Origin of the sequence: Devosia equisanguinis (assembly GCF_900631955.1) — a bacterium.
In the GTDB taxonomy this organism is placed as follows: Bacteria; Pseudomonadota; Alphaproteobacteria; order Rhizobiales; family Devosiaceae; genus Devosia; species Devosia equisanguinis.
On record NZ_UZWD01000009.1, the window covers coordinates 71964 to 95842 of the forward strand.

Sequence of the window (23879 nt, forward strand, 5' to 3'; positions counted from 1 at the left end):
TTCGGGCGTCTGGCGGTTCCAAACCCACCTTGCGGTTGGCTGCGGAACATGTGCATCATGGCGCAAGCAAAATGGCGATGCGTTCGAAAACGCACACTGGTAAAAATTATACGGGGGAGATCAGGCATGAATGCAGAGGCGAAGGCGCGAGCCCTCTTGCGGCCGGCGGTGTTCACCGAGCCGGGTGCGCTCATGTATGCGGGCAATTGTTCGGATCTGTATGAGGCCTCGCTGGCTGGCAAGGTGATGCTCAGCGCCTGGACGCGGCGCAAATATCCCGGACGGCCCCTGGGTGATGCACTGCCGCAGGTGCTTTCCGTCGGCGGCTGGGACGCGGCGCGCATGCAGGACTGGGGCCTCAAGGAGCACTGCAATGAGGGGGTCAAGATCGCCTATATGGCGCGCGGCAGCATGATCCTCAAAATCGACGGCCAGCGCCACGAGGTCAGCGAAGGCCAGATGTTCGTGGTCCGCCCCTGGCAATTGCACCAGTTCGGCGATCCGCATGTCGGTGCCAGCCAGATCGTTTGGGTGCTGTTCGACGTCGGCGTGCGCCGCCCGCACGAAAACTGGCTGTGGCCCGACTGGATGGCCTGGTCGGAGCGCGACATCGACCGGCTCACCACGCTGCTGTCGCGCAACGAGCAGCATGTATTGACGGCCAGCCGCGAGGTCGCGCGCACCTTCCACGACATCGCCCAGATTGTTGCTGGCAACGATGTGGTGGGCAGCGAAACCCGGATGCGGCTTTCGATCTCGACACTGTTGTTGCAGTTCATGGAACAGCTGGAAAGCCAGTCGCCCCAGCTCGATGCCGATCTCGCCAGCTCCAAGCGTACGGTACAGATATTCCTCGATCGCCTGTCGCATGCCTTGGACGAGGATTGGACACTGGAAAACATGGCGGCTGAATGTAGCCTGTCACGCACCCAGTTTTCCCAGCATTGCCAGGCGATCACCAATATGACGCCGGTGCGCTATCTGCAGATGATCCGCCTCGAAGCGGCCAAGCGCTGGCTGAGCGAACGCGCCAATGTCTCGGTGACCGAAATTGCTTTGGAGGCGGGCTTCACGTCCAGCCAGTATTTCGCCACCTGCTACAAGCGCCGCTTCGGCCTGACGCCGCAGGAGAGCCGGCGCTGAAATCATCGCCCGCCTGACGCCAAGGCACCAGGCGGGCGATGGCGTTTGCTAGGCCAGAGCCAGGATCAGGCATTCATGGCCGGGCAGGGTGGCCACTTCGCCGGTGCGGAACGCTGCCCCGACCAGGGCCTCACCCGCGGGCAGATTGGCAACGCTGCGTGCCTCGTGCGAGAGATTGAGCACCACGATGCGGCTGGCCATGGTCATGGCCTCCACCTGATCATGGGTGACATAAACCATGGTGGCGCCGAGCTGGGCATGCAGAGTGGAGAGCTCCACCCGCATCTGCGTGCGCAGCGCCGCATCGAGATTGGAAAGCGGTTCGTCGAAGAGAAATACTTCCGGCGAGCGGGTGATGGCCCGACCGATGGCAACGCGCTGGCGCTGGCCGCCGGAAAGCTGCTTTGGCAGCTTGTCGAGCTGATCGGTCAGCCGCAGGATTTTGGCGGCGCGCTGCACGCCGGCCTCGATCTCCGCCTTCGGACGGCGTGCCATGCGCAGGCCAAAGCCCATATTTTCGGCGACCGTCATATGCGGATAGAGCGCATAGGGCTGGAAATCATTGCAATGCCACGGTCACCCGGGTCGGCGTGGGTCACGTCCCGGCCATTGATGATCATCTGTCCGCCGTCGATCGACTCGAGACCGGCGATGGATTTGAGGAGGGTGGACTTGCCGCAACCGGAGGGCCCGACCATGACGATAAACTCGCCGGGTTCCACGGTCAGGTTGATGCCGCGCAAAGCATGGTAGGCGCCATAGCGCTTTTCTATGTTGCGGAGTTCGAGACTGGACATGATTGCTCGCTTTCTCGCCTTAGCCCTTCACCGCGCCCATGGTGAGGCCGGCGATGAAGTGACGTTGCATGAGGAAGAACATGATGACCGGCGGTACCGCGACGATCACCGTGGCTGCCGAAATGGTGTTCCAGGCGGACACATACTGCCCGCGCAGATTGGCCAGGTCCGCCGTCACCGGCTTGACGCTGTCGCTGATGGTCAGCACCACCGCCCAGAAATAGTCGTTCCAGATGAAGGTGAAGAGCAGGATGGCCAGCGCCGCCAGTGCGGGCCGGACCAGGGGCACCACCACATGCATCAGGATCTGTGCCGGTGAGGCGCCTTCCGCACGTGCCGCATCAAAGAGTTCCTTGGGCCGCGCCGCGATGAAGTTGCGCATGAACAGGGTGGCGAACCCGGTCTGAAACGCGGTGTGGAAGATGATCAGCGCCCAGGTGGTGTCGTAGAGCCCCAGCTTCACCATCAGGTCGCGCACCGGGATCATCATGATCTGCGCCGGCAGGAAGTTACCGCCGATGAAGATGGCGAAAAGCACCATGCTGCCGCGGAAGGTGAATTTCGACAGCACAAACCCGGCAAGGGTCGAGAGCGCCAGCACGAATACCACGGATGGTACGGTGATCAGCAGGGAGTTGACGAAGAACCGCGCCATCGGTGTCTGGGTGAACACGCCGACATAATTGTCGACGAGGCCGAATGCCGTGGGCCAACCCCACAGATTGCCGGTGGCGATATCGCTGGCGGCACGCACCGAGGTCAGCATGATGGCAAACAGGGGCGCCAGCCAAAGCAGCAGGATGGCAACCACCAGCGTCATATAGGCGGCGCGCAGGCCACGTGCGGTCTTGGGAATGGGACGTGGATACATCATGCGCTCCGATCTTCGGCCTGCATGATCCGGCCCAGATACCACAGGATGAACACCAGCATGATGGCGAACAGAACCGTGGCGATGGCCGCGCCATAACCGAAGCGATAGGAAAAGATGGATTGCTCGTACATCTGATAGGCGAGCACCTGCGAGGAGCCGAACGGGCCGCCCTGGGTCATCACTGACACCATGTCGAACGATCGCAAGGCGCCAATGGCCGTGATGGCGATGGCGATGAAGGTTACCTGGGTGAGCTGCGGCAAGACGACATGGCGCAGCATGTCCCAGCCCTTGGCACCATCGACGCGACCAGCACCGATGAGATCATCGGACAGGCTGTTGAGGCCGGCCAGATAGAGCACCATGCAGAAGGCGATCTGCGGCCAGAGCGCAGCGAAAACCACCGCAAAGGTGACGAGGTTTTCGTCTGAAAGCAAAGCTGGTGCCGTGGCGCCGAACGCCTTGAAGACGATTGCCAGGAGACCGAGCTCGGGGGTGTAGACCCAGGTCAACACAACGCCGACCGCCACCGAGGCCAGTACCAGGGGGACGAAGAACAGCGACTTGACGATGCGCATGCCTCGGATCTGCTGGTTCACCAGCAAGGCGATTGCCAGCCCGGCAGGCGGCGCCAGCATGAAGACGATCAGCCAGATGACATTTACAAAACTAATAAACGAGGCTTTGGCGATGAAGATTGATCAGGGGACCGCCCGCGCCTTGAACCGGCGCCTGATCCTGAACCTGCTGCGGGAGCGCGGGGCTCTCAGTCGCGCCGAAATCGCTGCGGCGGTAGGGTTGAGCGGAGCGACCGTGACCTTCGCGGTGGGCGATCTCATCGAAGAGGGCCTGCTGGTCGAAGGGCCACCCAGCAAGGGCGCCACCGGTCGCCGACCGATTCCGGTCGAGATCAACTATTCCGGCCTGCTTGCGGTGGGCCTCAAGGTCATGGTCGGTAGCGTGGAATGCGTCCTGACCGACCTCTCGACCACCCCGCTTCTGACCCGGACCTTTTCTCTTCCCGACCAGGCGCCGGAGACGGTTGCGGATATCTGTGCCCGGGCTGTGCAGGCCCTGCTCGCCGAAGGCGGTTCTGAAGCATCGCGGTTGATCGGCATCGGCATCGCGGTGCCGGGGTCGGTGCAGGATGGGATCTGTCGGGAAAGCCATCGCTTTGGCTGGCGCAATGTCCCCATTGCCAGCATGCTTGCGGAGCGCGTGCATGTGCCCGTCTGGGCGGAGGATGACACCAACGCCTTTGCCCTGGCGCAGCAATTGTTTCGCCTTGGACTTCATCACAAGACGGTCGGCGCTCTGGCGATCGTGGCCGGCATCGGTTGCGCGGTAATCATCGAAGGGGCGGTGCATCATGGCTTCACCGGTTCCGCAGGCAAGATTGGCCATACCAATCACGATCCATCTGGCCTCACATGTGAGTGCGGCCGTCGGGGCTGTCTGCAGGCCCATTTTGCCGAGCCGGCCATAGTTGCGCGCTGGCAGAAGGCCTCCGGCCAGTCACCTGGCGTGACGCGGTTCGACATGGTTGCAGCGGCTCAGGCCGGCGACACTCTGGCCAAGGACATTTTGGCCGAGGCGGGTCGCGGCATTGGTCGTGTGCTCGCTGTCTATTGCCATGTGATCGATCCGGAAATCATCGTGGTCGGTGGCGAGGCCGTGGCCTTCGGAGACTTCCTGTTCGACCCGATGCGCCAAGCGCTGGCCGAAGGCATGCTGTGGACGCCGCCGCCGATCATGCCGGACTGGGTCGACAATTCCTGGGCGCAGGGCGCCGCGGCTCTGGCTACCAGGCAGATTTTTGACTTCGCGGCGCAGGACGGCGCCACCAAGCTGGAGTGAGCGGCAAAGAATATAGATGCGCACCCATATTTAGAGGTGGCGAGCCCGCAGCGCCCGCCAATACTGGATAGGTCTGGGCGTCAGCCGTGATGCGGCTGACGCCTTCGCTTGCCCACCAATCACGCCGGTTTGCGATAGCTCGCCAAAAGGAAATAGACGGCGATCGCAAGCACGGCAATCACGCTCGCTGCAACGCTCAGTAAGGTGACGTGAGCGGCGCTGAAGGCCGCCTTCCCTGCAGCAATCAGGGCCGCCGCCTGTTCGGCAGGGAGTTGGCTCGCCACCAGATAGGTATCGCCGATCGAGCGGCTCGCCTGTTGCGCCAAGTGCTGCGTCAGGTCCGGTGGCACCTGCAATGCCTGGCTGAAGACGCTCGCCATGAACACGCCGAAAAGCGTGATGCCGAGGCCGGTGCCAAGTTCGTAGCCCGTGCCTTCCAGCGCCCCTGCGGCACTGCCCTTTTCGGGCTCAACCGAGCCCATAATGGCAATGGACGACGCGGTCAGGCCGATGCTGAGCGTTAGGCCGACAACAGCCAGAGCGAGCGGAACCAACAGGCCTGGGTCATGAAAATCCGCCCTGCCGAGAAATGCCAGCGCCGCTGCCCCAACCAACAGCGAAGCGGTGGCCACCAGGCGCAGGCCGAACATGTTGGAGAGGAAGCCCGCGATCGGCCCCCCGATACCCGCGGCGACCATGATCGGGATCATGAACAGGCCGGCATCGAGCGGCGTCTTGCCGATGACATATTGCAGTTCCTGAGCCAGGGTCAGTTCCACACCGGCAAGGGCGCCGGTGGCCACCAGGGCCATGACCATGCCGGCGACGATTGCCGGATGGGAGAACAGGGAGAGATCGAGCATCGGATTGTCCGAACGAAGCTGCTTTCTGGCGAAGAGCCAGAGCATGGCCAGGCCGAACGCCACGATCGGCAGCAGGATGACCATAGGCTGGCTACCGCTAAAACCTGCTTTCACGGCATAGACGAGCGAGATCATTCCGGCGATGAGCAGCAGAGCCTGGCCAAGCGCCCACTTCCCGCTCGATGTCGGCTCATGGCGCGACAGCAGCATGTAGCATGTGGGGGCGACCAGCAGCATGACCGGGACATTGATGAGGAAGACCGAGCCCCACCAGAAGTGCTCGAGGAGGCCGCCACCGACCAACGGGCCTACGGCGGCTCCTGCCGAGCCGACCGTGCCCCACATGCCCAATGCGATTGCGCGCTCGCTATCATCCTCGAAGGTGCGCCTGATGGTCCCCAGTACACAGGGCACGATCATGGAGCCGCCGAGCGCCAGCAGCACACGCGCCGCGATCAGCATCGAAGCGCTTTGTGAAAATGCAGCGATAACCGAGGCCGTGCCAAAGATGGTGAGACCGGTCAGCAACACCTTGCGGTTGCCGATCCGATCGGCGAGCGTTCCCATCGGAACCAGCAGGCCCGCCATCAGCAGCGGATAAATGTCGATGATCCAGAGCACTTCCGTGCTGGATGCGCCCAATGACTGTGTCAGAGTGGGCACGGCAACATGAAGGACGGTCATATCGATGACGACCGGAAGAAACGCCAACATGACAGCGATGAGGACCAGCCAGCGCTTGGGGTCGCGGTAATGGGCAGACATTGAATCACCAGATTGAAAAAACCAGAGCGCTCCATATAAATACATACGTATGGAATGCAATCGTGCCGAACGACGCTCTCAAGGGAAAAATGCATGGGCAGAAAACCGACAATCAGCCGGGACGGCCTGCTGACTATTGCCGAGGAAATCGTCAATGCGGACGGGCCTCAAACACTGACGATCGACGCTCTGGCCAAGGCAGCGGGCATCTCCAAGGGTGGGGTTCAGTACGCCTTCGCCTCGAAGGATGATCTGATCCGGGCGCTTGTCGATCGGTGGACCACGCAATTTGACGCACTGATTCCAGACGTTCAGACGGTCGGGCCGATCGGGTTCGTACGCGCCTACATTGCCGCAATGCGCTCTTCGCAGGCTGTCATTGGCGCAAAGATGGCGGGCCTGATGATCGCTTACATGCAGAACCCCAAGAACCGCTTGTCCACGGTGCAATGGTACAGTGCGATCCTCGAAAAGATGGGGGACACGCAGGAGGCCCGAACCGCCAAGGCGGCTTTCCTCGCGGTCGAGGGCCTCTTTGCCTTGCGCATCTGGGGCGTCGAAAGCAATCTGGACTGGCAGTCTCAGCTGGATGACATCGAAGCCATTTTCCTGGACCACACGTTCGGCAAGGACCAGCAATCGCCCCAGCCAGATCGATGATCGGCGGGGAATACGATCGTCCCCGCCGTGTCGCCTTCATGATGCGCTCGCCTCAATCTCCGCTGATGCCGCAGTTGCCATAACCTTGCGACGTTCCCACTGCAGCAGCATGGAGAATGCCGCCGGCAGCAGGGTCAGCGTCAGGAAGGTGGCTATCGCCAGCCCGCCGATGATGGCGAAGGCCATGGGTCCGAAAAACACGCTGGTGGCGATTGGGATCATACCCAACACCGCTGCGCAGGCAGTCAGCACGATCGGGCGTGCCCGATGCAGCGACGCCGCCCGGATCGCCGCATCAGGCTCCATTCCGTTGGCAATATTGGTGTCGACCTCCTCGATGAGGATCACAGCATTGCGGATGATCATCCCGGCCAGCGCGATAATGCCGAGCTGGGCGACGAAACCCATGGCCACCCCGGTGGCCAGCAAGGCAATGACCACGCCGATCAGCCCGAAAGGCGCCATGAAGATGGCGAGGGCCATGCGCGCCAGACTGCGCAGTTGGATCATCAGCAGCGTCATCATGATCAGCAGGGTCGCGGGCAGCATGGCGAAGACTGACTCGCTGCCCTTGGCGGATTCCTCCACCACCCCGCCAATGTCCACAGCATAGCCGGCGGGCAGTCCGGCCTGGAAGTCGGCGATGGCGGGCCGCATCTGCTCGACGACCGTGGCCGCCTTCATGTCCGGCGCCACATCGGCCTGGACAACGATCATCGCCTGGCGGTTGCGACGCCAGATAATGGGGTCTTCGACGCCGTGACTCACCGTGGCAATGGAGCGGAGCGGCACCGAGCGGTTGTTGGGAGCGGAGATCTGGAGATTGTCGATGGTGGCGAGGTCCGAACGGTCGGTGGTGTCGCCGCGCACGATCACTTCGATCTGCTGGTCGCCTTCGCGCAACTGGGTGAGAGGCGCGCCGGTATAGACGGTGGCGGTCAGCGAGGCGATGTCCTTGGAGGAGATGCCCAAGGCGCGGGCGCGAACCTGGTCGATCTCGATGTCCACGCTGCGCTGGGGTTCGCCGGCGGTCAGGTTGATGCCGCGCGTCGAGGGGTTTTCTGCCAGCAGATTGGCGAACTGCATCGATAGGTCACGCACCATGGCATGGTCGGGCCCGGTGATGCGGAACTTCAGCGGCCAGCCCACCGGCGGTCCGAGTTCGAGTGGCGATGCGCGCGAAATCGCTTCGGGAAATTCGCTCTCGAGATAGTTCGCGAGCCGCGCCTGCAGCCGGTCTCGCGCCTCCAGGCCTTTGGCGACGACGACAAATTCGGTGACGTTGTCATTGGTGAGCAGGAGGTCCATCGGTAGATAGAAGCGGATGGCGCCAGAACCGATATAGGTGGAGAAATGGTCCACATCGGCGTCGTCCAAAAGGAATGCTTCGAGCTTTTGGGCATCCGCGTCGGTGGCCGCATAGGAGGCGTTCTGCGGCAAGGTCAGGCTCACCATCAGCTCCGGGCGGTCGGCTGTTGGGAAAAACTGCTCCTCGATCTGGGTAAAGCCGACCAGCGAGGCGCCGAAGGCCAGTACGGCAAGCGACAGGGTCGCCAGCCTGTGCTTGAGAGCGAGGTCCAGTATACGCGCATAGCCGCGCATGATCCTGCCGCCGCCTTCCTTGTGTGGCTTGACGGTCTTGGGCAGGATCCAAACGCCCAGAAGCGGTGCGAACACCACTGCGACGATCCATGAGGTGCTGAGGGCAATCAGCACCACCATGAAGAGGGAATAGCAATATTCCCCCGCGCTGGAGGCGGCAAAGCCCACCGGAACGAAGCCGGCGATCATCACCAGCGTGCCGGTGAGCATCGGAAAGGCGGTGGTTTCATAGGCATAGGTTGCGGCGCGGGACTTTTCCCAGCCATGCTCGAGCCTGCCAACCATTGCCTCGACCGTGATCATGGCGTCATCGACCAGAAGCCCCAGTGCGATGATCAGTGCCCCCAGCGAAATGCGCTGGAGCCCGATGCCGGCCAGTTCCATGCCGATGAAGGTCATGGCCAGAACCAAAGGAATCGACACGGTGACTACCAGGCCCGCGCGCGTGCCGAGGGAGAGGAATGACACGGCCAGCACGATGGCGATGGCTTCCAGCAGCACTTTGATGAAGTGCTCGATGGCGTGGTCCACCACTTCGGTCTGGTCGGCCACCTTCACCACATCGATGCCGTAAGGCAGGTCGGGAGTTACTTCGGCCATCACCGCGTCGATCTCCTTGCCGAATTTGAGCACGTCTGCGCCCTCGGCCACCGAGATGGCGAGCCCGATGGCCGGCTTGCCGTTGACGCGATAGCCGGGCGATGGTGGATCGATTGGCCCACGAGAAACCTCGGCAATGTCGGTGAGCGGCACGAAGCGGTTGTCGACACGCAGCACCACCTTGCGGATGCTGTCTTCGCTGGTGAAGGCCCCATCGACTGTGACAGCGATTTTTTCCGATGCGGTTTCGATGGTGCCGGCCGGCGCCACAGCATTCTGTTCCTGCAGGCTGGCGATCACTGCATCGATATTGAGGTTGAGCGCGGCGAGCTTGCGGGTCTGGAAGGCAATGGTGATCTGTTCGGGCTGCACGCCGATCAGTTCGATCTTGCCGACATCGGGCACCGCCATCAGGCGTGTCCGCACGTTATCGACGCGCTGGCGGATGTCTCCGGCGCTGAACCCTTCGTACTGGAAACCGTAAATGATGCCAAAAGTGTCGGCGAACTCATCATTGAGGAACGGGCCGCGCACGCCCTCGGGCAGGCGCGGCACGAGATCGTCCATCTTCTTGCGCACCTGATACCAGGCATCCGTCACCTGGGCCGGCTTGGTGTCGTCGCGCAGATAGACGAACACCACAGCTTCTCCCGGCCGCGAATAGCTTTGTACGTGATCGAGGTTCGGGGTCTCCTCCAGCTTTTTCTCGATGAGATTGGTGAGGAGACTCGCAGTATCCTGCATGGTCGCGCCCGGCCAGGCTGCCGAAACCACCATGGTCTTGATGGTGAAGGGCGGATCTTCACCGCGGGACAGGTTGAGGAAGCTGAAGGTGCCAGCCAGCACCGTCAGCAGCATGAGGAAGACAACGAAGGACTGGTTGTTGAGCGCCCAGCTTGAAAGATTGAAGCCCTGCTTGGGCTTTTGTGGCTGGCTCATCACTTCTGGCCGTCCTCGAGCCGCACGCTTTGGCCGGGCCGCAATTTGCTGACCCCGGCAGTGACCACCAGGTCTCCTTGGTTGAGGCCATCTCCGACAATGATTTGCGCGCTGGTCTGCTGCGCCAGCGCCACAGGCTTGCGCTCGAGCGTCAGCGTCTCGGGGTCGACCACGAACACTGCCGGTCTGCCGTCCTGGCTGGTGATGGCGCTGGACGGCAGGCGGAAAACATCGCCACCGCCGAGGTCGATGGTGCCAGTCACGGCGGCGCCCAGGAACATCTGCTCCGGTGCGCCCGTCAGCTCCACCAGCACTCGGTAGGTTCGGGTGGTCGGGTCGGCAATCGGGCTCACTTCGCGGATATGGGAGGAGAAGCGAATGTCGGGATATGACAACAACGCCACCTCCACGGCGGCCGCGGAGAATTTGGGCTCGAGCAATTGCTCGGGTATATCGAAGGCAGCGTCACGCTGGTCGTTCGAGGCAATCATCACCACCGGCTGGCCGGCCGCAACAACCTGCCCGACATTGCCGTCAATCTGGGTCACCACACCGGCGGCGGTGGCCTTGAGTTCGGTCTGCTTGAGATTTTCCCGCACGATGTCCAGCGCCGCTTCGGCATTGGTGACGCGCGCCTTTGCGGCGTTGAATTCGAGCTCAACAGCCTCGAACTGCGCCCGGGTGATCACGCCATTGCCGAACAGGGTCTGCTGGCGGTTGAAGGCGGCCTGGGCAGTGTCGCGGCCCGCCTCGGCGCTGGCCAAATCGGCCTCGCTGCTGCGCAACTGGTTTTCGATATCGATCGGGTCGAGTCGGGCGAGCACATCGCCGGGCGCCACTGTGCTGCCGACATCCACCAGCCGCTCGATCAGCCTGCCGCCCATCTTGAAGCCGAAGCCGGTTTGCGTGCGTGGCAGAACTTCGCCGGTATAGACGAGGTTTGCGGTAGCCGCTGAGCGCGTTGCAACCACTATGCGCACCGGCCGCACGTGCTCGGCCACTGCATCGCTATGCTCATCGGACTGCGCGGAACACCCCGCCAGCGCCAGGCTCAGCGCGGCAAGGCATACAAAACCGATCTTCTTCATGTGTTGATGCTCTCAGAACGCAGTCCGCGCAGGACCGTCGAAATGCCCATTTCAAAGAAGGCCTGGCTGTCGCCGATCTCGATCTCGGTGATCGTGCTCCACAGGCTCACCAGACCATGCGCACAGGCCCACAAGACCAGGGTCGCCGCGCGCGCCGACGGCGCCTCAAAGTCGCCGCTGTCCAGGCAGAGCTGCACCTGCCGCTCTGCCAGTGCAAAAGCCTCTTCCACGCTGGGTGCGGGAGAGCGCGTGCTGCAGCGCGCCGCTTCTTCTGCTTCGTGGGAAAACAGCACGCGGAACCGATCGGGGTCCTCGGCACAGAAGCGGCAATATTCGAGCAGCATGGCGCGTGCGGTTTGCACGGGTGGCAGGGATGCGCTGGCAATTGATTGCAGCCGCGCAGTCATGTCCTCGACCGCTTCGGAAGCATGGGCAGCCAGAACCTCCTGCTTGCTGGCGAAATAACGATAGAGGGCGCCAGGCGACAGCCCGACTTCCAGCGCCAGCGTGCGCATCGATAGAGCGCTATAGCCGCGGGCCGCGATAATGCGCGCGGCTTGCAGCAGGATAGTGCTGCGCATCGCGCGCTCTTCCGCATCGGTCAGTGCTGGCCTGGCCATTCATCCGCCTCTTGTTTAACTAAACGCGTTTAATATACGCGTTTAGTTAAATGTCAAGCGGCGCTGCCTGCAGTGTGGGAAGCCATTTAATGGGAGCGTAGGCGCCGGCCCTCTGCGTCGAAAAGCAGGACATTGGCGGGGTCGAAGGCGCATCGCAGCGCCTCGCCCGCTTTGGTCCGGACTGCGCCGCGCTGTTCGACCAATATGATCTGGCCGTCGGGCAGGGCGCAGTGGACAATGGACGTCCCGCCGAGATTCTCGACCACCTGCGCTGTCACGGCAAAACCATGGGGCGCGGTAACAGGCGCATCGAACTGTTCAGGTCGGATGCCGACGGTGACACTGCCGGATGGAAGCGCCAGGCCGGCAAAGTCGAGGGTGATGCCGCCAGCCGAAACAATTCTGCCATCGCTGGTGGCATTGATGAGGTTCATCTTGGGCGAGCCAATGAAGCCGGCAACGAAGATGTTGTCGGGGTCGGCATAAAGCTGCGCCGGGCTGCCGATCTGCTCGATGCGCCCTGAACGCAGCACCACGATCTTGTCGGCCAGAGTCATGGCCTCGACCTGGTCGTGGGTGACATAGATCATGGTGGCGCCAAGATCCTGATGCAGCTTGGCAATCTCGACCCGCATCTGCACCCGCAATTCGGCGTCGAGATTGCTGAGCGGCTCATCGAACAGGAAGGCGCGCGGCTGGCGGACGATGGCGCGGCCGATGGCGACGCGCTGGCGCTGGCCGCCTGACAACTGCGCCGGCTTGCGGCGCATCAACTGGTCGAGTTGCAGGATGCGGGCGGCCTCGGCAACGCGCTTTTTGGTTTCGTCCTTCGACGTGCCGGTCATGCGCAGGCCGAAGCTCATATTCTGCTCGACACTCATATGTGGGTAGAGCGCGTAGGATTGAAACACCATGGCCAGCTTGCGTGATGCAGGTTCGATATCGTTGACCACGCTGCCATCGATCAAGACGTCACCGGCCGAGACGTCTTCAAGCCCGGCGATCATGCGCAGCAAGGTGGACTTGCCGCAGCCCGAGGGGCCGACAAACACCACGAACTCCCCGTTTTCGATCGCAAGGTCGACACCGTGGATGATGGCGACACCACCAAAGTTTTTTCGGACATCGCGCAGCTCGATAGCGGTCATTGGGTGATCCTTTCGAACCAGGTTTGAACGGCGTCTGGGGTAAGCTGCGGGGCGGCAGCGGGGTACTGCAGATAGGTTGCGAGCGCTGTGCGCATGGCCCGCGCCACCGGTCGGCTCTCGAGCGCACCTGAAAGGTCGATAGCCGAGATGATCAGCCGGCCTCTGCCGACCTGCGCCTCGCCGAGCAGCAGCAGGTCGCGGTTCTCGTTCCAGTCGTCGACGACGCGAACGATGGCGCGGAAGGCCGTGCCGGCGATATCGAGTGCCCGGCGGCGGAAGCTGAGCTCAAACCAGTGCCAGTCGGTGTGGGTCGCCGAGGGGAAATTCCGGAACAGCGGATGGCTGGTATCGTTCAGCAGCCCCAGCGTGTGCGGTGCCTGCCCATCGGTCCAGAGCGTATTCCAGAAGGCGGCGGTATGGCCGAGAATGGCATTGGGTTTTAGCGCCTCGGGAGGAGGCGTCAACACCAGGGTTTCGCCCGCAGCAAGCCTGGCGAGAGCGTCAGCGTCCAGCGCCGAAATGATCGGCAGGGGGAGAGCCTCTCCGGGCGCAGGCATGGTCCAGAGTGCCCAGCGATTGCGGTAGTCGGTGCCCGGCAAGTCGATCACCACCTCATATCGCGCCGGGGCATGCAATCCGGCGGTGTCAATCTCGATGGTTCCGAGATCGTGCAGGGCACCGCTGGCGAGACCATGATGAGCAAGGGTGCCTTCACGTGCAGCAACGCCATCCGCATCAATGAGGCGCCAGCGCAGCTGTCCAGCCGGCAACGGGACCGCATGGAATTGGGCGAGTTGTACCTTTGCGGCAAAACACTGACCCTCACTGAGCACGAAGCGCTCGGCGCGGAGAAGGGGCACGATCGGCGCGCAGAATTCGCGGAACTGGTCCGGCGTCACATAGGGTTTTTCGTCCCAGAAGGCGTCGACCACGCCCACCAGCGCCGTGCCCTGGCCAGGGAAATCCTGCAGGCCGAGAAGCTGAACTCCGGCCATGTCCGGTGTGCGCAGCGCCGCCTCCATCTCTTCCTTGTAGAGTTGGCTTTGCAGCGCGCCGCTTGCCATCATCAAGGCGTGCGCGAGATTTGCCAGCCCCTTGGCCTCGAGATCGGCCTTCACCATCTCGAAATTGCGGGCTTCGAGCACGCCCGTATATTTGGCGATTTCTTCAAGATCGGGATAGACGCACCACTGGCCGATTTCATGGCTGACCAGCGGCATGGGCACGGCATCCACCCACTCACTCCAGTCGGTCATGGTTTCCAGCGGCCGGGCATTCAGCCGGCCATCGAGGCCCTCGCCCCAGCGCTGATTACGCGGCTCGGGTTTGGAAATGTAGTCGGCGCGCTTGACCGTGGGCCAGCCCGACCCGCCGGTATAGAGGCGTCGCGGATCCTGGGCCTGCCACTTGTCGATAAAGCGTTCGAGAAAGCTGTGGGTCCCTGAGCCGTTCACTTCATTGCCAACGCAGAGCATGACGAAGCTGGGGTGGTTTCCATAGTCTCGCACGATGCGCTCGGCCTCGGCATGGATGTAGCGATCAAGCGCGGGATCGGCGCCGAGAACCGGCCAGACGGGGGTTTCGACATGCAGCAAGATCCCCATTCTGTCTGCCACCTCGAAGGCCGCCTTTGGCGGACACCAGGAGTGGTAGCGAATGTGGTTGAGCCCATAGGCCCTGGCCGTGCCGAACACCTTCTCCCAGCCTGCGTGATCGGTTGGTGGGTAGCCGGTGAGCGGAAAAATGGCGCAGTCGAGCGTGCCGCGCAGAAACACGCGTCGTCCATTGAGCACGAGGTGCCGACCGTCCCTCGTAAAATCGCGGATGCCGAAGGCGGTCTCGTACCGATCCTGCAATTGTCCGTCACGATACCATTCGACGCGCAGCGCGTGCACGACCGGATCGAATTCGTCCCATAGCCGCGCGCGTTCGGGAAGGTTGACCTCGAGCGAGAGCTTGGTGAAACCGCTATCGACGGCGATCGGCTGACGGACTTCCAGCGGCGTGTCCTCACCCGCGAAAGTGAAGGTCAGCACCAGTTCATTGTCGTGCTCGCCCTGCCACCAGGTGGGCCAGCGATTGTCGGCGTCGAAGACGTCGAGTTCGATATCGATTTTCGCCTTATGGCTGCGGGCATCGACATCGACGCGGGCGATCTGCTGCCTTGCCGCCTCGACACGCAAATAGCCGACAACACCGTTCCAATTGGTCTGGGTGTGATCGGTCTTGGAATGGGCGACGTCGCCCATCAGGGCATGGTCGCGAATGATGGCTTCGCCAACTGCCTCGAAGCGGGAATTGTCGATCATCATCACCAGCGAATGTGACCCGGCGGAGAGCTTGCCGGCGAGCATGCGCACAGCGGTCGACAGGCTCTCGTCGCGGCCGAGCTTATAGCCATCGAGCCAGATATTGACCTCGCCATGCGGACGCTCGAGAGCGATGTGGAAGAAATGGTCTTCCAGCCCCTCCGGCACGTCGAACCGGCGCGCATACCAGGCTTTGCCAATATAGGGGTGGCGCCGGCTGAGATGGGCCATGGTCCGGAAGCGCGAAAGTGGCGTCTTTTTCGCCTCGTCGACGCTGCCGGGCAGGGAAATGGTGTCCACGAGGTCACGCTGGAACCATTGCTCGGCTTCGCCCCGATTGTCGGGGTCCAAGGCAAAGGCCCATTCGCCTTCAAGCGGGATGGAAGTAAGCATGGTCGATCTCGGGGCTGGTCCGGTGGTGGATAGGGCGGGGTGGAGCGGGCCGTAGCCCGCCCCCGTCGCCTTACATCTGGGCTTCGACTTCGGCCTTGATGGCGGCCAGGGCATCATCAACCGACTGAACGCCGCGTGCCACATTGTTGATGGCCGTGCCGAGTGCCGTATAGACGTTGTTGTCCAGGGCGTTGAGCGTGAAGGGCGTCATCTCGGCCTGCACCGGGGCGAAAATGGTGTTGACGTTTTCGCCGGCATAATAGGGATCTTCGAAGTTGATCCAGTCGGCGGTGCCGGCAGGCGTATAGGCCGGGTAGAGGTCGTCGTTCTGGTACTGCTGCTTGAGGCTTTCGTCGTTGGTGACGAGCCATTTCACAAAGGCCCAGGCCGCTTCCTTGTTCTGCGAGCCTTCCAGGATGCCGATATAATCGCCGCCCGAGTTGAACGAGCGCTTGCCATCGACGCCAGGGGCCTGGGTCACGGCCCATTTGCCGGACTGGTCGGTGGCATAGGCGCGCTTGAGCAGGCCGCCAAACCAGTTGCCATAGAGCACGGTGGCCAGCTGGCCGCGCTGGAAGGCACCCTGCCATTCCGGACTCCAGGCGGTGAAGGGCGAAATCAGACCAGCTTCGCCGGCGGTCTTGACCAGTTCGAGCGCTTCGCGGAAGGCGGGATCGTCGAGTTGCAACTGGCCATCGGCGTTGAAATAGGACACGCCCTTCTGCGCGATATAGGCACGCACGATTTCTTCGCCATTGCCGATGAGCCAGCGCTCATTGGGCACAGCCAGCTTATTGCCTTCCTCGAGGAACGTATTCCAGTCGGCAAACAGCGCGCTGACTTCGGTCGGATCGGTCGGCAGCCCCGCTTCGCCGAAGATATCGGAGCGATAGAACATGCCACCCGGACCGGTATGCTTAGGGAGGGCCGAAATCTTGCCATCGGGCAGCGTGACATTGGCGACCGTAAAGCCAGCGAAGTCGTTGATGAACTCACCCGCATTATACGGCGCCTGGGCCAGGTCGACCCATTGCGGCTTGTCGCGCAGCAGTGCCATCATGCCGATCTCGATCATGGCGACATCGGTGCCGCCGCCCGCGAGCATGGCGCGCTGAACGGCGTTGAGATAGGCATTGTTGGCCTGGGGAATGCCCTGGATGTTGACGGTGATATTGGGATAGGCCGCGTTGAAAGCGGGCAGCAGGGCCTGGAACGTGCGATCGTTGTTGGGCCAGGTCAGCACGTTGATCGTGCCGGAAATCGATGTGTCTGGCGCGTCCTGGGCCAGAGCGGGCAGGCTGATAGCGCCGGCGAGCGCCATGGCAGCGAGCCCCTTGAGAACGGTCTTCATAGCAAATCCTCCATTTGCATAGGCGTCATTTGACGGAACCGGCGGTCAGGCCGGCGATGAACTGGCGGCTTAGCAGCGCGAACAGGATAAAGACGGGGACGAGACCCATCAGCGTTGCCAACATCACCGCCGGCATGTCGGAATAGTGGGTGGTGGAGAGCGTGGTCAGTGCCAGCGGAACGGTGAATTTGGTGCCGTCGCTGATGACGACGAGCGGGATCTGGAAGTCGTTCCAGGTGCTGATCAGCGTCCAGACCGCGAGTGCGGCAAGGCCCGGGCGGATGATGGGTAGAACCACGAAGACGAAGGTCGCCAGGCCCTTGGCACCGTCCATTTCCGAGGCCTCGTACAGCTCCCTGGGCACCGTGGAGCCGATATAGGTGTACATCCAGACCACGCCGAAGCCCGATGCCAGGGCGGGCAGGATCAACGGCCAATAGGTATTGAGCCAGCCGATGGCGTTCATCTGCAGGAAGAACGGGATCAGCGCCAGAGATGGCGGGAAGAACAGCGTCGCGAAGGTGACGACCAGCACGGTTTTGTGCCCCGGCGCGCGGGTATAGCGGGAGAGCCCGTAGCCGGCGAGGGCGCTGACCAGTACCAGGCCCACAGTCTTGGGAATGGCAACGATCAGCGAATTGATGATCGGACGGAAAGGGGGAAACACCGCCTCGATATTCTTGTAGTTCTGCACCAGATTATCGCCGAACCACAGCGGTGGCGGGAACTGGAACACCTCGCCGATGGTGCGGGTCGCAAAAACAGCAGTCCAATAGATCGGCAGGATGAACACGATGCTGAGCAAGACGAGCGCCAGGGTGACGACAAGATTGAACCGCTTTTCGCGATTGATGAGGGAGCGGATCATGCCGAGGCTCCCCGCAGGCGTTTCAGGCCAGCCTGGTAAAGCAGGGTGAGAATGACAACCGCAGCAAAAATGTACCAGGAAACAGCGGAGCCGACGCCGAAATTGAGGCGGGTGAACGCGGTGGCGAAGAGATACATGCCCAAGGTCGTTGCCGAATTGTTGGTGCCACCCAGCCCCTGCGTCAGCACATAGGGCTCGTCGAACATCTGCAATCCGCCCAGCGTCGCGGTAATTGCCGCAAAGGCGACGGAGGGCAGCAGCAGCGGCAGGGTAATGCGGCTGAAAATGGCCCAGCGGCCAACGCCATCCATTCGGGCAGCCTCATAGATGTCGCGGGGGATGGACTGCAGCGCAGCCATGAAGATGATGATGTACCAGCCGGTCCAGCGCCACACGACAAGCAGAACGACCAGCGGCTTGATGAAGGCCTCGGAGCCGAGCCAGTCGAAATAGCTCGGCGTGCCAGTCATCGCCCCCGAGAGCAGGTTGACGATGCCGCCATTGGCCGAAAAGAACACCCTCAGCACGATGGCTGCGATCGCCGGCGCCACAAGCAGCGGCAGCAGGAACACCATGCGGAAGTAGCTTTTGCCGAAGGCGACATAGTCGTTGATCAGCACCGAAATGCCCAGCGCCAGGCCGATGGTGACCACGCTGGACCAGAACCACAGATAGATTGTGTTGCCGATGGCCTTCTGGAACACCGGATCGCGCAGCGCCCGGCCATAATTCTCGAGCCCGACCCATTGCGGATCGGTGAAGCCGTCCCAGCGATTGAAGCCGAGATAGAGCGAGAACAGCACCGGAAAAACGGAAAAGACCAGGAAGATCAAAAGGAACGGCGCCACCGACCAGTAGAAGGCGGTGTCGCGGCGCATACGATGCAGGGTCTTGCCAGCGCGGCCAGTGGCCATGCTTATCCTCCGTTTTATGAATTTAATAATCTGATGTTTAATGGCGCTGTCAAGATAAATTCGGCGACTTGACCGTTTCGGCTGGTGCATCTAGCATTTAATAATCTGATTTATGGGTGACGCGTGAAAATCACAGCCATCACGACCCGCGTGGTCAATGCCGAAATGCGGAACTGGGTTTTCGTCAAGGTTGAAACCGACGAGCCCGGTCTTTTCGGCTGGGGCGAGGCAACGCTCGAATGGAAGACGCGCGCCGTTGTCGGCGCAGTCGACGACCTTACGCCGCTTCTGCTGGGCCGGGACCCGCGCGACATCGAGCAGGCGGTGCGCGTCATGACCAAGCAAAGCTTCTGGCGTCTCGGTGCAGTGGGCATGAGCGCGGTGTCAGGCATTGAGCTGGCGCTGTGGGATATCCTGGGCAAGCACCTTGATGTCCCGGTCTGGCGACTGCTCGGTGGCAAAGTCCGCGACAAGGTGGGCGTCTACACCCATCTCGGCATGGGCGATATGCGGGCCGTCTACGAGACCGATTCCATCGACCCGATCGTTGAGCGCGCTCGCGAAGTGGTTGAAAACGGCTATCGCGCCTTCAAGGCGGTGTTTGTCCCCTATACCCACTATCACGCACCGCTGCCGCAGGTGGACAAGGTCGCCCGCATGATGGAAGCAATGCGCGCGGCCGTGGGCGATGAGATCGAGATCATGGTGGATTTCCATGGTCGCCCGGCCTCTGCCGGAGCCGCACTGGCCTATATCGAGGCCTTGGCGCCAGCGCGTCCGATGTTCGTCGAAGAACCGGTCCCACCCGCCGATTTCGAAAGCCTCAAGCGCCTCGCCGGGCAGACCAGCGTGCCGCTGGCAACCGGTGAGCGACTGATCGACCGTACCGATTTCGAAGTGCTGTTCGCGACGGGAGCCATCGATATCGTGCAGCCCGATATCTGCCATTGTGGCGGTCTGCTCGAGGCCAAGAAAGTCGCCGCCCGTGCCGAAACGCTGGGCATCGGTGTGGCGCCGCATAACCCGCTCGGTCCCATTGCCGGCGTCGCCGCGCTGCACTTTGCCGTTTCGACCCCGAACCATGTCATCCAAGAAGAAATGGTGGGGGCAGTGCCGTGGTATTTCGATGTCGTCCAGGGCCCGATCCGCATGGTCGACGGCTTCTGGCAGGTGCCGGATGCGCCCGGTCTCGGCATCGTTGTTGACGAGACCGAATGTGCCAAGCACCCTTTCGCCCAGGAAGTCCTGCACACCCAGAACGCCGTCATGCCCGACGGCACCATCGTGGATTGGTAACATGCGTCTCAGCGGCAAGATCGCCATCATCACCGGAGCGGGCAGGGGTATCGGCGCCGCCATAGCCGAGGCCTTCATGCGCGAAGGTGCCGCGGTCGTCATTGCCGAACTGGATGAGACAAGCGGCAAGGCGACTGCGGCGCGGCTTGGGGGCGCTGCCTGGTTCATCCGCACCGATGTCACTCTCAATCAGTCGGTATCCGATTGTGTGAGCCAGGTGCTCGAGCGGTATGGCCGCATCGATATTCTGGTCAACAATGCCGGGATCAATGTCTTCCACGAGCCCTTGGAAACCTCAGATGCAGAATGGCAGCGCTGCATGGCCGTCGACCTTGAAGGCGTCTGGCGCATGTGTCGGGCAGTGCTACCTGGCATGGTGGCGCAGCAAGCCGGCAGCATCGTCAATATCGCGTCCTCCCACAGCAGCACAATCATCCCCCATACCTTCCCCTATCCGGTCGCCAAGCATGGGCTTCTGGGGCTGACGCGGGCGCTCGGGATTGAATATGCTGGCGCCAATATTCGGGTGAACGCCATTGCGCCGGGCTATATCGAAACCGATCTTGCGGTGGATTACTGGAACACCTTTGCCAATCCGGCGGCGGAGCGGCAGCGCACCTATGATCTGCATCCGCCCAAGCGCATCGGCAAGCCGATGGAAGTGGCGATGACGGCGGTATTTCTCGCCAGTGACGAGGCGCCGTTCATCAATGCCACATCGATTGCCATCGACGGCGGCCGCTCTGTTCTCTACCACGAATAGCTGTGTCGCCCTGCGTGCCGAGAAAGGTCGCCTGATGATCGAGGAAACCGTCAAGCCATTGCTGAAGCCACGCGTGCATCGACACGTGGTCAAGACGCTGGCGCAACGGATCCTGGGCAATGAGATCGCGCCCGGAGCAGTCATGCCGCCCGAGCCCGATCTCTGCCTCGATTTCAATATCAGCCGCAGTGCCGTGCGCGAGGCCATCAAGGTGCTGGGCTCCAAGGGCCTGGTGACCACGCGCCCGCGAGTCGGCACGGTGGTGCAGCCACGCGAGGCCTGGAATCTGCTCGATCCCGATCTCCTTGCCTGGTCGATGGAGCTGCAGCCCAGCGCCGAGCTCGTACTCAGCCTCATCGAAGCCCGGCAGGTGATCGAACCCGCCGCCGCGCGCTTCGCTGCCCTGAGGGCCACGGCGACCGATATTGCACCCCTAGAAGATGCTTTCGCCCGCATGAGCCGGTTCAAGGCGAACCAGGATTTCGAGGCGTTCAACAAGGCCGATATCGATTTTCACACGGCGCTGCTGCGCGCCAGCGGCAACATCGTCTTCCAGCAATTGTCCAATACTATCGGTGCGGCGCTGGCCTATTCCTTCCGCCTGACCATTTCGCGGGCGCGCGAGCCAGGCGCCTCGCTGCCCAATCATGGCGAGGTCATCGACCGTATCCGCATGCGCGACAGCGAGGGTGCCTATAATTCCATGGCTCGGCTGCTCAATATCGCCATCATCGACCTTGGCATCGGCCAGGCGGCGCCGCGGCCTGCACTCGGAGACGCATATGGGCCATCTGTTTGAAGCCAAGACCGCCGTCGTCACCGGCGCGGCATCCGGGATTGGTCTTGCCACCAGCAAGGCTCTGTTGGCCGAGGGCGCCCGGGTCGTGATCGTCGATCGCAACGAGGGCGCCATGCGCGATCTCGCCGCCGAACTCGGTCCCAACTGCCTTTTTCAGGTCACGGATCTGCTCGATCCGGCAAGCTGTGCGCGCATGGTGCCCGAGATCCTTGCCGCGGTTGGCCAGATCGATATCTTGCACTGCAATGCCGGCACCTATATCGGCGGCGATCTGTCCGAGACGACACCTGAAGCCATCGACCGCATGCTCAATCTCAACGTCAATGCGGTGATGAAGAACGTGCATGCGGCCGTTCCACACATGATCGAACGCGGCGCCGGCGACATCGTGGTCACCTGTTCGGTCGCTGGCCATTTCCCGACCTATTGGGAGCCAGTCTATTCGGGATCAAAGTGGGCCATTACCAGCTTCGTCCAGGGTATGCGCCGACAATTGCTGCCGCATGGCATCAGGGTTGCCCAAATCTCGCCTGGTCCGGTGGTCTCGGCTCTGCTTGCCGATTGGCCCGCCGAAAACCTGCGCAAGGCCCGAGAAGCGGGTGGTCTCATCGAACCAGAGGATGTTGCCGAAGCCATCGTCTTCATGCTGAGCCGCAGGCGCGCCGTGACGATCCGGGACATGATTATCCTGCCGAGCAACTTCGATCGCGTCTGATGAGGCGGTTGGGGCGCCCTGACCATGGTCATCGCCTCATCCAGTTGAATGAGGCGACAGGCCAAAAATCGGTCTAGCATCACGCCGCGGCGATGTTCGACCAGGCGCTCGCGCGTCTTTCGTGCCAATAGTGGTGCGCGCGCGCAGTGGGCTGCCAGCCTGTGGTCCGGACGGCGGAGATTTTGATGAACAAGCATTTTGTCTCCATGGTCACGGCCATCATGCTGCTGATCGGCAGCATGATGGCGCTTCCCGCTTGGGCGCAGGACCGCATTGTGGAGGCGGCTGAGGCATTCGTCGCGGCCGAGGGTTTCGAGGTGATGCCCCTGGAGCATATCGAGGGCGCGCTGGGCGATCTGCTCGGTGGCGATCCCAATGCGATGGTGCCGCTCGATGCCGATATTTCGCCGCTTGAGAAGGCCCTGTTGCTGACCGATCTGCAGGAAGAACCGCTGCCGCGTCTGCGCTACCTGCTGCGCTACAATCAGCAGACCGTCGATGGCGTCGTGCTCTCGCTGATCAGCGTCGAACGCTTCAATCTCGGCCCGGCCATTCGCGTGGAAACGGCCTTGGCCTATGGCGAGGAGAACACCGCGCCCCCCGAGGCCTTTGGTGTGGGCCCCAGCGTCATCTGGCGTTTCGTCACCCAGCCGACCGCCAAGTCCGCGGCATTGTTGCTGGCGGCGAGCCGGCGGGAGCTGACCGAGAAGTCGGCGACGCGGCGCAATTGTCTGATCCGCGCCTGCCTTTCGCTCGATACGATCGACGCGCTTGCCGACTGGCGTGAATGGCAGCCGCTCGACGCCGCACTGCCTGAGGTCGCTTATCCGCCGCTGACACCGTCGACCTTCTCGGAAGGCGAAGAGGAGTTGCGCCCGGCGGTTCTGGCGCTGCAAGTTGCCCTGGCCGCGGGCCTAGCCAGCCAAGACGCCGAAGGCATTGTGTGGAACATGCCCGAGCGCCAGGGTGGCGAGAACGAGACGCCGCTCATCGCGCTGCTGATCGATCGCAATCTCGGTCAGGATATCATGACCGACGCAGCGCTTGGTGTCGGCAAAATGGGCCTCGACAGCGAGGAATATTGGACGCGCATCGCCGGGGGCTATTTCGGCGGTCAGACCCAGTGGCAGATCACCACCGCGCAGGGCCCGTTGCGATAGTCTCGCCTAGGGTTCGCTGCTTCTCAAATATTCCTGCAGATCGACGAGCGCATAGCTCATGGCGGCGATAAAGAGCATCAGGCTCAGCCAGATGAGTTGCAGGAGCAAGCCTTGCAGCGGCCAGCGTTGCCAGCGGCAAATGCCCCAGGCGATGATGAGCAACTGATAGCTGGCCGGATAGAGAAACAGCGCCACCACGCCAACATTATAGCCCCGCGCGCCGGCGTCACCCTGGATCGCCGAAGCCCCCATGATCCAAGGCGCCAGCAGCAACCCGGCGCCGATGGCGACAATAAGCGGAATGCCGTGAACGATGGCGCCGCGCCCCATGAAGCTCATCCTTTACTGTCGTTTC

At 62.2% G+C, this 23879-nt stretch carries 19 protein-coding genes and 2 pseudogenes; 8 read left to right on the forward strand and 13 right to left on the reverse strand.

All coding sequences use genetic code 11. The annotated features are described in order from the left end of the window. The first annotated feature begins 126 nt into the window (after positions 1-126). Entirely contained in the window at positions 127-1143 is a 1017-nt protein-coding gene (locus tag DEVEQU_RS03080) for an AraC family transcriptional regulator (protein WP_164550212.1), read from the forward strand. A 174-nt stretch (positions 1144-1317) separates the two neighbouring features. On the opposite strand, the pseudogene DEVEQU_RS03085 reads toward DEVEQU_RS03080, so the two are convergent. From DEVEQU_RS03085 to DEVEQU_RS03095, 3 genes and pseudogenes are all read right to left on the reverse strand, one after another. Continuing rightward, positions 1318-1940, reverse strand: a pseudogene (locus tag DEVEQU_RS03085) (ABC transporter ATP-binding protein); the annotation flags it as partial. Between the two features lie 19 nt (positions 1941-1959). Next, the gene (locus DEVEQU_RS03090) at positions 1960-2811 is read right to left on the reverse strand and encodes a carbohydrate ABC transporter permease (protein WP_126149206.1); all 852 of its coding nucleotides are present in this window, start codon (positions 2809-2811) and stop codon (positions 1960-1962) included. Continuing rightward, positions 2811-3476 (reverse strand): annotated as a pseudogene (locus tag DEVEQU_RS03095) (carbohydrate ABC transporter permease); the annotation flags it as partial. The gene DEVEQU_RS03090 and the pseudogene DEVEQU_RS03095, both read right to left, overlap by 1 nt. Before the next feature lie 22 nt (positions 3477-3498). Here DEVEQU_RS03095 and DEVEQU_RS03100 point away from each other — a divergent pair. Continuing rightward, a complete protein-coding gene (locus tag DEVEQU_RS03100) occupies positions 3499-4671 on the forward strand; it encodes an ROK family transcriptional regulator (protein WP_126149207.1) in 1173 nt (390 codons plus the stop codon). Between the two features lie 119 nt (positions 4672-4790). Here the strand turns inward: DEVEQU_RS03100 and DEVEQU_RS03105 are convergent, their stop codons facing one another. Next, the gene (locus DEVEQU_RS03105; RefSeq protein ID WP_126149104.1) at positions 4791-6299 is read right to left on the reverse strand and encodes an MFS transporter; all 1509 of its coding nucleotides are present in this window, start codon (positions 6297-6299) and stop codon (positions 4791-4793) included. A 93-nt stretch (positions 6300-6392) separates the two neighbouring features. On the opposite strand from DEVEQU_RS03105, the gene DEVEQU_RS03110 reads away from it, so the two are divergent. Then, positions 6393-6959 carry a TetR/AcrR family transcriptional regulator gene (locus DEVEQU_RS03110; protein WP_126149105.1) on the forward strand — a complete coding sequence of 189 codons (567 nt, stop codon included), beginning with the start codon at positions 6393-6395 and terminating at the stop codon, positions 6957-6959. Positions 6960-6995: 36 nt separating this feature from the next. Here the strand turns inward: DEVEQU_RS03110 and DEVEQU_RS03115 are convergent, their stop codons facing one another. The 8 genes from DEVEQU_RS03115 to DEVEQU_RS03150 form a co-directional block, all read right to left on the reverse strand. Then, positions 6996-10100, reverse strand: coding sequence for an efflux RND transporter permease subunit (locus DEVEQU_RS03115; protein ID WP_126149106.1), 3105 nt, complete (start codon positions 10098-10100; stop codon positions 6996-6998). Continuing rightward, the gene (locus DEVEQU_RS03120; protein ID WP_126149107.1) at positions 10100-11188 is read right to left on the reverse strand and encodes an efflux RND transporter periplasmic adaptor subunit; all 1089 of its coding nucleotides are present in this window, start codon (positions 11186-11188) and stop codon (positions 10100-10102) included. Before DEVEQU_RS03120 ends, DEVEQU_RS03115 begins: the two co-directional genes overlap by 1 nt. Continuing rightward, a complete protein-coding gene (locus tag DEVEQU_RS03125; protein ID WP_126149108.1) occupies positions 11185-11808 on the reverse strand; it encodes a TetR/AcrR family transcriptional regulator in 624 nt (207 codons plus the stop codon). The genes DEVEQU_RS03120 and DEVEQU_RS03125 overlap by 4 nt, the downstream gene beginning before the upstream one ends. An 86-nt stretch (positions 11809-11894) precedes the next feature. Further along, positions 11895-12956: an ABC transporter ATP-binding protein gene (locus tag DEVEQU_RS03130; protein ID WP_126149109.1), complete on the reverse strand. Its 1062-nt coding sequence runs from the start codon at positions 12954-12956 to the stop codon at positions 11895-11897. Beyond that, positions 12953-15658: a sugar-binding domain-containing protein gene (locus DEVEQU_RS03135; RefSeq protein ID WP_164550213.1), complete on the reverse strand. Its 2706-nt coding sequence runs from the start codon at positions 15656-15658 to the stop codon at positions 12953-12955. Before DEVEQU_RS03135 ends, DEVEQU_RS03130 begins: the two co-directional genes overlap by 4 nt. 70 nt (positions 15659-15728) lie before the next feature. Then, a complete protein-coding gene (locus DEVEQU_RS03140) occupies positions 15729-17009 on the reverse strand; it encodes an ABC transporter substrate-binding protein (protein ID WP_126149111.1) in 1281 nt (426 codons plus the stop codon). A gap of 25 nt (positions 17010-17034) precedes the next feature. Further along, positions 17035-17877, reverse strand: coding sequence for a carbohydrate ABC transporter permease (locus DEVEQU_RS03145; protein WP_126149112.1), 843 nt, complete (start codon positions 17875-17877; stop codon positions 17035-17037). Continuing rightward, positions 17874-18791: a carbohydrate ABC transporter permease gene (locus DEVEQU_RS03150; protein ID WP_126149113.1), complete on the reverse strand. Its 918-nt coding sequence runs from the start codon at positions 18789-18791 to the stop codon at positions 17874-17876. The genes DEVEQU_RS03145 and DEVEQU_RS03150 overlap by 4 nt, the downstream gene beginning before the upstream one ends. A gap of 123 nt (positions 18792-18914) precedes the next feature. Between DEVEQU_RS03150 and dgoD the strand changes: the two genes are divergently transcribed. From dgoD to DEVEQU_RS03175, 5 genes are all read left to right on the forward strand, one after another. Further along, positions 18915-20087, forward strand: a complete 1173-nt coding sequence (dgoD, locus tag DEVEQU_RS03155) for a galactonate dehydratase (protein WP_126149114.1) — start codon at positions 18915-18917, stop codon at positions 20085-20087. A 1-nt stretch (position 20088) separates the two neighbouring features. Then, positions 20089-20850 carry an SDR family oxidoreductase gene (locus DEVEQU_RS03160; RefSeq protein WP_126149115.1) on the forward strand — a complete coding sequence of 254 codons (762 nt, stop codon included), beginning with the start codon at positions 20089-20091 and terminating at the stop codon, positions 20848-20850. A 34-nt stretch (positions 20851-20884) separates the two neighbouring features. Beyond that, positions 20885-21649, forward strand: coding sequence for a FadR/GntR family transcriptional regulator (locus tag DEVEQU_RS03165; protein ID WP_164550214.1), 765 nt, complete (start codon positions 20885-20887; stop codon positions 21647-21649). After that, the gene (locus DEVEQU_RS03170) at positions 21633-22364 is read left to right on the forward strand and encodes an SDR family oxidoreductase (RefSeq protein ID WP_126149117.1); all 732 of its coding nucleotides are present in this window, start codon (positions 21633-21635) and stop codon (positions 22362-22364) included. The genes DEVEQU_RS03165 and DEVEQU_RS03170 overlap by 17 nt, the downstream gene beginning before the upstream one ends. A 185-nt stretch (positions 22365-22549) precedes the next feature. Further along, positions 22550-23524, forward strand: a complete 975-nt coding sequence (locus tag DEVEQU_RS03175) for a hypothetical protein (RefSeq protein WP_126149118.1) — start codon at positions 22550-22552, stop codon at positions 23522-23524. A gap of 6 nt (positions 23525-23530) precedes the next feature. On the opposite strand, the gene DEVEQU_RS03180 is transcribed toward DEVEQU_RS03175, so the two are convergent. Then, positions 23531-23863, reverse strand: a complete 333-nt coding sequence (locus DEVEQU_RS03180) for a hypothetical protein (protein WP_126149119.1) — start codon at positions 23861-23863, stop codon at positions 23531-23533. Between the last annotated feature and the right edge of the window lie 16 nt (positions 23864-23879).